Raw genomic sequence first — 309 nt, forward strand, 5'->3', positions numbered from 1 at the left:
CGCGGTGGCGATACCCGTTGCGGTGGTTGACCCGCTCGGTGGAGGCGACCCCGTATTCGGCGCCGCAGACAGTGTCGGCCTGGGCGGAGAGGATTTGGTTGATAAACCCTTGCAGCATCTGGCGCATCAAATCCGGAGAGGCTTGAGCGAGCAGATCATCCAGATAGGTTGTTGGGTCGATAGAATGCGGATCAGCGGTCATCGTCATGTTCCTTTCGGTGAGATGTGGTAGTTGAGTCGAAAGGTTACTGACGATGGCCGCCCCTGCATTTTCCAGGGCCCACCATCAGCAAGCGTTACACCACACTA

At 57.6% G+C, this 309-nt stretch carries 1 protein-coding gene; it reads right to left on the reverse strand.

Annotated features, from left to right (window positions below):
• Positions 1-202: transposase (locus HMPREF2734_RS05345; protein ID WP_070569792.1), on the reverse strand; the 202-nt coding region annotated here is incomplete at its 3' end.
• Between the last annotated feature and the right edge of the window lie 107 nt (positions 203-309).

Origin of the sequence: Corynebacterium sp. HMSC055D05 (genome assembly GCF_001810365.1) — a bacterium.
Taxonomy (GTDB): Bacteria; Actinomycetota; Actinomycetes; order Mycobacteriales; family Mycobacteriaceae; genus Corynebacterium; species Corynebacterium coyleae.